The 6,551-nt window shown below is 63.7% G+C and carries 6 protein-coding genes and 1 pseudogene; 1 reads left to right on the top strand and 6 read right to left on the bottom strand.

Features of this window, described 5'->3' with window-relative positions; translation table 11 throughout:
- The 5 genes from VJS90_RS03415 to VJS90_RS03395 form a co-directional block, all read right to left on the bottom strand.
- Positions 1-346, bottom strand: a 346-nt coding sequence (locus VJS90_RS03415) for a hypothetical protein (RefSeq protein ID WP_324119115.1), incomplete at its 3' end; no start/stop codon positions are given.
- A 93-nt stretch (positions 347-439) separates the two neighbouring features.
- A complete protein-coding gene (locus tag VJS90_RS03410) occupies positions 440-1,762 on the bottom strand; it encodes an FAD-binding oxidoreductase (RefSeq protein ID WP_324119113.1) in 1,323 nt (440 codons plus the stop codon).
- Between the two features lie 479 nt (positions 1,763-2,241).
- Positions 2,242-2,424, bottom strand: a complete 183-nt coding sequence (locus tag VJS90_RS03405; RefSeq protein WP_324119111.1) for a hypothetical protein — start codon at positions 2,422-2,424, stop codon at positions 2,242-2,244.
- Between the two features lie 57 nt (positions 2,425-2,481).
- Positions 2,482-3,465: a PDR/VanB family oxidoreductase gene (locus VJS90_RS03400; RefSeq protein ID WP_324119109.1), complete on the bottom strand. Its 984-nt coding sequence runs from the start codon at positions 3,463-3,465 to the stop codon at positions 2,482-2,484.
- A 53-nt stretch (positions 3,466-3,518) separates the two neighbouring features.
- On the bottom strand, positions 3,519-5,066 hold the full coding sequence (locus tag VJS90_RS03395; protein ID WP_324119107.1) for a Rieske 2Fe-2S domain-containing protein: 1,548 nt from the start codon (positions 5,064-5,066) through the stop codon (positions 3,519-3,521).
- A gap of 290 nt (positions 5,067-5,356) precedes the next feature.
- Here VJS90_RS03395 and VJS90_RS03390 point away from each other — a divergent pair, with 290 nt between their 5' ends.
- Positions 5,357-6,022 (top strand): GntR family transcriptional regulator, encoded by a 666-nt coding sequence (locus tag VJS90_RS03390; protein ID WP_324119105.1) that lies wholly within the window; start codon positions 5,357-5,359, stop codon positions 6,020-6,022.
- A 91-nt stretch (positions 6,023-6,113) separates the two neighbouring features.
- On the opposite strand, the pseudogene VJS90_RS03385 reads toward VJS90_RS03390, so the two are convergent.
- A pseudogene (locus VJS90_RS03385) lies at positions 6,114-6,551 on the bottom strand (MFS transporter); the annotation flags it as partial.

The raw sequence follows: 6,551 nt of genomic DNA, 5'->3' as shown, positions 1-6,551 counted from the left end.
TGGCGGGGTTCGGGACAACCTTGATCACCTGGTACGACTTGCCCTCCAGCACGCTTGGCTTGGGTTGCGTCTCGAAGTTGATCGTCTGGGTATCGGGGGTGGCGGCGATCCAGGTTTCACCTTCGCCGGCCAACAGATGCGCGCTGTAGGTTTCACCTGCGACGCTGTGGAAGGTGCAGCCATCGGCTGTTTCGTCCTGCGTCTGGCAGTAAGGCGCTTTTGCGCCAGGGCGCAGCGGGTTTTCAATCGCGTAGGCCCCACCCGCGTCACTGTGTGTGTGCTGGTGGGCGAAGGCTGCACTGCAACCGGCCAGGGCGATGAAGACAATCGGCAGTTTGCTGAACATTGCATGGCTTCCTTTTCGATGCTGGAAAGGTGACCTCGAAAGACCGGCGGCGCGGCCAGATGCCAGTGATCTGGCCGCGCCGCCGGCGCTGACTCAGGCTTCGAGGCCTGCGCGGGCCTGGCCGGTGCGCAGCGTGAAGTTCACGCCCAGCGACAGGGCTGGCTCTGGCGGGTTCCAGTTTGGCTTTGGCGCGGCCAGCAGGTAATCGGTCAGCGGCTCGCGCTTGCCTGCCAGCAGGTTGGCCAGCAAGGTGCCGGTGGCGGTGCCCCGCACGGTGCCCAGGCCGTTGCAGGCCAGCGCGCCGTAGACATTCTCGCGCAGCTCGCCAAAGAAGCCCGCGCCGTTGCGGGTCATCGCCAGGCCGCCACCCCAGGTGTGCTCGAACTCGACGTTGGCCAGCTCCGGGAAGCGGCGCTCGAACGACAGCCGGTGCGCCGGACGAACCTTGGCGGTGTAGTTGGTCTTGGAGCGGCCATCAGGGTTGAAGCTGAAGCTGTTGCGCACCAGGATCCGGTTGTCATGGGTGCGGCGCAGCGTCGAGCCGAACGGGTCGGCCGGGATCACGCCCCAGAAGTCCTTGCCACCGATGCTGGCCTGCTCGGCCGCGGTCAGTGGGCGGGTCAGGCTGCCGTAGGTGAAGATCGGCAGCATCTTCCCTTGCAGGAAGCCGAAGTGGCCACCGAAAGCGTTGTTGGCCAGGATCAGCTTGTCTGCGGTGATGCGGCCGGTCGGGTGATGCAACACGGTTTTCTGACCGTAGTCGACCGCGGTGATCGGCATGTCTTCGTAGAGCTTCACGTTGGCCGGCAGGCTGTCGGCCAGTCCCTTCACCAGCGCCGAAGGCTGCACCAGGATGGTGTTCGGGGTGTACAGCGCCTTGCGATAGAACGATGTGCCAAGGTGGTCACGCAGCTCCGACCCTTCGATCAGGTGGCAGGGCTGACCCAGCTTTTCCAGACCACCGCGGTAGGCGTTAAGCACCGCGATGCCTTTGTCTTCGACGGCTGCCTGGTACTTGCCCGAATGGCGCATGTGGGCATCGACGATCTTGTGTTCTTCGACCAGGTCGCGAAGGATGCCCTGGCCCCGCTGGTTAAGTGCCAGCACGTTCCGGGCGTTGGCCGGGTCGCCAATGTAGTCCGGCGCGCCGATATCGTGGGGCACGTCGATCAGGAAGCCCGCGTTACGCCCCGAGGTGCCGAAACCGACCTGCTGCGCTTCCACCAGGATGACGGTGTCGTCCGGGAAATTCAGCGCCAGCTGGCGGGCGGCCGCCAGCCCGGTGAAGCCAGCACCGACCACTACCCAAGGTGCCTTGGCGTCGCCAATCAGCGGCGGTTGTGGCTGACGCACCCGACTGGTGTGGAACCAGCCTGGGGTGGCGTCATCTTTTGGCAGCGAGTCGATGCGCTGCAATGAAACCGGGTCATTCGGGACGCCGTCGCTCAGCAGAGCGGTAGCGCCTCCAGCGGCAACGATACCAGCCGTTGCGCCTGCGCCAAGGAGTACGTTTCTTCTTGAAACCGCCATGTGTTCTCAACTTCCGAAGAGGCAATTCTGCTCACACGCAAGCAGAAATGCCCATTGCTTGATCTATTCCCTGGAAGCGCAAGGGACTCATGCGCAAGGAAATACCTATAGAATTCAACGTGTATACAGAATGTATTCTGGTCAGCTGCCTGCGTCAATTGGTCTTATTGTCTAATTGGCGCCGAGCGTATCGGGCGCGCAGGCGCAAGCCCGCCGGAGAATCGACGAAGAAGCGGTTTTGGCGGGAAGGACGATGGTGGTGAGGCGCCCACCGGGAAAAAGCGTTACAGGTCGATGCCGTCGTGGAAACACTGCATGATCAAGCTTGAAGAGAGGCCACAACCACGGCCTCTCCCCTTTCCAGCTCAAGCCTGGCGACGATTGCGCCAGATGCCAGCAACCAGCAGTGCAACGCCTGGAACCAGCAGCCCGATCGCTGTCCAGCCGAACGCGGTCTGGCCCGCGGCGCCGATGGCGGCAAACGCGGCACCAACGGCGACCAGGGGCACGCCTGCCAGGTAGAACGGGGTATTCGCAGCCTTGCTCATGTCACTCCTCCTGTTGAGGGCCCATTAAACCATAGCGGCGGTCGGCACCCCAGGCGGCTACAAGTCAAGCACGAGCACACCGGACTTGCCCCGCGATACACAGGCGGTCAGGCATGAGGCTTTCTCCGCGTCATCCAGGATGTAGTCCTGGTGATCCACCTCGCCTGCGAGATAGCGAATCCTGCAGGTTCCGCACAGCCCGGACTGGCAAGAGGTTTCCACCGGATAACCCGCGTTCTGCAGCACATCAGCCAGGCTCTCGCCCAGCGGCACCAGAAGCTCTTCACCGGTGCTGTTGATCTTCGCCACGAAGCCGTCGGTGACCACGGTTTCGCCGCCGGTGGGCGTCTTGGCTGGCGCCTTGAAATGCTCGAAATGCACCGTCCCTTCGCCCCAGTGGCCTGCCGCATGCCTGCAGGCCTCCATGAACCCGGCCGGCCCGCAGTAGTAGACATGGCATCCTGGCGGTGCCTCCTGCAGCAAGGACGCGATGCTGAAGCCATTGGCCGGGGTGCCACCGTCGAAATGCACGTGGACGCGGCCCTGCGCGATACCCACCTGGAACTCCTCCGAGAACGCGGCGAACTCCGGTCCACGGCAGAAATAGTGAAGCTCGTAATCGGCGCGGGCGTTCTCCAGCTGGTGCATCATCGACTTCATCGGCGTCACGCCGATGCCTCCCGCGAGAAGGATGGAGCGGCAGGCATCGGGGTGCAGTTCGAAGTTGTTGCGCGGCCAGCTGACCCGGACAAGGTCGCCGGCATGCAGCTGGTGCACGGCAGCCGAACCGCCCCCTCCATTCGGGTCACGCAGCACGCCGATGACGTAGCGGTGACGCTCGCGCGGTGAATTGCTCAGGGAATATTGCCGGACGAGGCCGTTGGGCAGGTGGATATCAATGTGCGCACCGGCTGTGAACGCTGGCAACTCCGTTCGCGCTGGATCGACCAGCTCGTAGGAATTGATGCCTTTGGCTTCCAGGGTGACACGACGGACGACGAGTTCCAGGGTAGTGACAGCAGGCTTGATCAGCGAAGTCATGGTGCATACCTCGAACTTGGCAGGCGCCCCGGCACGTGGGGCGCCTTGTTCTGTCATTGTGGGTTGAAGCTTTGTTCGAGCTGTTGGAACCGGGCCTTCACGAACGCTGCCCGCTCCTCGCCCTTGAGGCCATCGGCTTCGGTCAGGATGGCCACCGCTTCACGGGCCAGCCGGCGACGGTTGGCCACTTCCTGTTCGAGCGTGGCCGCCCGCGGCAGGTTGAACACGTTGCCGGTGCAGTAGCTGTTGGGCTCGCCGCCCATGTCGCGCAGCCACTGGGCGAAACCCTGGGCCGAGGCCTGCGGATTGCTGCCCCGCACGCCGTCACGAAGCATCTTGCGGAAAGCGTACAGGCCGGCATCGAACTTGGTCGGGTTTTCCAGCGAGTGAACAGCAATCGGCCGCTGGCTGATGATCGCCTCGTAGTCCCCCGGCGCGTACTGGGCCTGCTTGTAGTCGTGGCGTTCGCGGTGGTTGGACGGAATCGGGGGAATGTCCTCGAGCTTGTACTTGCCGAAGCGCTCGGGCCGGCGCATGGCGACCTGGCCTTCGAGGAAGTCGATGGTCTCGTAGCCGACCATGTCCTTGTTGCCAATGCCGCGGGTATCAATGCCCGGCCCCATGACCCGCCAGCCGATCATCTTGCTGTTCTCGTCGTCCACCGGCACGGTCCAGCGAATGATGTGGAAACGGCTGAACAGCTTTTTCGCCGAGCCGTCCTCGGACGTGTAGGCGTGCAGGCTGAGGTTGGGCAATACCTGGTGCTGGATACGCAGGAACATGCGGTCGTCGTTCACCCGGCGAGCGCCGGCGCATGCCAGGGTGCGGCCCTGGTGCACAGGAATGAACTGCATGTCCGGGGCAACCTCCATGGACGCCGCGCCGACCTCGTCGAACGTGGTGCCCTGGTAGTTCTCGCCCACCACGTTCTTCGCGCTGTGCAGCGCGGTGGGATGGAAGTTGTCCGCGGCGTTGTCCTGCACTTGCAGCCAGTTGCAGTGCTGGAAGTTGCTGTAGGGGACCAGTTCGTCGCCCTCCAGCACGGTGAAGTCCTGCTCCCACTCCGGGAACGGCGGCTCGTCGTCGGGCGGCCCCATGTACGCGAAGACCAGGCCGTGGCGCTCGAATGCCTTGTACGCGCCCTGGCGAATCGAGCAGGCATACCTGTCCGCTTCCTTCTCCTCGCCGGCCGGGAACGGCACATGCAGGCAGGCACCGTCCACGTCGAAGACCATTCCGTGGTAGCAGCACTTGATGCCGCGCTCCTGGATCGCGCCGTATTCCAGGGAGGCGCCCCGGTGCACGCAGTGGGCATGCAGTACGCCGACCCGGCCGCTGCCATCACGGAACGCGACCAGCTCCTCTCCGAGGATCTTCATGAAACGCGGGGTGTCGGTCAGCTCCAGGGACATGCAGACCGGGTGCCAGAAGCGGCGCATGTACTCGCCCGTGGGCGTGCCTGGGCCGGTCTCGGTCAGTTCCGGATCATGGCCCGGGGTCTTGCTGGTGAAGTAGCCGCCGTAGGCGATCAGTTTCTGGGGAACTGCCGGGCCGTTGCCGGTACCGCGTTGCTCATCATGCTTATCCAGTTTCTGGCTCATCGGGCATTGCTCCGTTATTGTTCGACACAAGAATTCGGAACTCCGAACTCTGTATACATATTGTTGGAACGCAAGGGTGCCGCAGGTGCTGCTGTGTTCTTGATGCTGGGTGGGTGAGCGGTCAAGGTCCCTGCCCTCCACCATCCGACTCCCCTCGATCAGCACTCTGTATACAGAGTTCAGAGTCTTGACCTACACTCCACTCTAGTCAAGAAAAATTTGAATCAGCGTGGAGAACATGGACAATGCAGCTCGAACTCAGGGCAACCGACAGGCAGCCAGGCCACTCCATGACAACCAAGCTCAAGCGCGTGCAGACGCGCGTCGATTACGTGGACGAGGTCTACAAGACCTTGCTCGATGCCATCAGCGATGGATCGATCGCGCCGGGCACCCGCCTGACCCAGGAAGAAATCGCCGAGCAGATGGAGGTCTCTCGATCGCCGGTGCTGCAGGCGCTGCGCCTGCTGAAAAAAGATGGGCTGGTCCAGGACGCCCCTGGGCGCGGCGTGCTGGTCACGCCGCTGACCATCGAGTCGATCAGCAACCTCTACCTGATCCGCGGCGCGCTGGACAACCTGGCGGCGAAGATGGCGGCGGCCCGCGGGGTGCCGATCGATCCGGCGTACGTGTCCCGCGGCCGGGCGATTTCCAAGGGCAAGAACATCAAGGCGATGATCGATGCGGACATGGCGTTCCATACCGCCATCTACGACGCCTCCGGCAACCCCCTGATCGCGCAGAGCGCCCAGGTCTACTGGGTGCATTTGCGCCGGGCGATGGGGGCGGTGCTGCAATCGTCGATGCAGCGCGAAACCATCTGGCTCGAGCATGAAGCGATCGCCGAGGCGATCGCGGCGGGAGACGTCGTCAAGGCAGGTGAACTGTCCGACCTGCACACCACCCACGCCCGTGAAAACCTGATCGAGCGGCTGGGCCAGTACCTGGCGCAATAACCCGTGCGGCCGGGCCCGTTGCTACGGCGAGAGTGCCTGTAGCCAAGGGCCTGGCCGCGTTTGCGTCATCCGGATGGGCGGGTCACCCGAGTCAGCGGTTCACCACCGCCTTGGGCATCGCCAGGCAGATACATGCCGCGAACACCAGCGATCCCGCGATGCAGTACAAGGCGATATCGGTCGAGGCGGTCGTATCCTTCACCCAGCCGATCATGTAGGGGCTGAGGAACCCCGCCAGGTTGCCGAACGAGTTGATCATGGCGATGCCGGTGGCAGCCGCCATGCCGCCCAGGAACGCTGGCGGCAGGCACCAGAACTGGCAGAGCCCGGTCATGATGCCCATGGTCGCCAGCGACAGGAACACCAACGACACCATCGGGTTCTGCACCGTCAGCGTACTGAGCACCAGCCCTAGCCCGCCGAGCACCGCCGGTACCGCCGCATGCCAGCGGCGCTCCTTCCAGCGGTCGGCGCTTCGTCCGGTCAGCACCATCGCCACCGTCGCGCAGACATAGGGAATGGTGGTGAG

The sequence above is a fragment of the Pseudomonas sp. genome (assembly GCF_035277045.1).
Taxonomy (GTDB): Bacteria; Pseudomonadota; Gammaproteobacteria; order Pseudomonadales; family Pseudomonadaceae; genus Aquipseudomonas.
The sequence above is the reverse complement of the archived record's forward strand: the minus strand, read 5'-3'. Positions and strand labels throughout refer to the sequence as shown.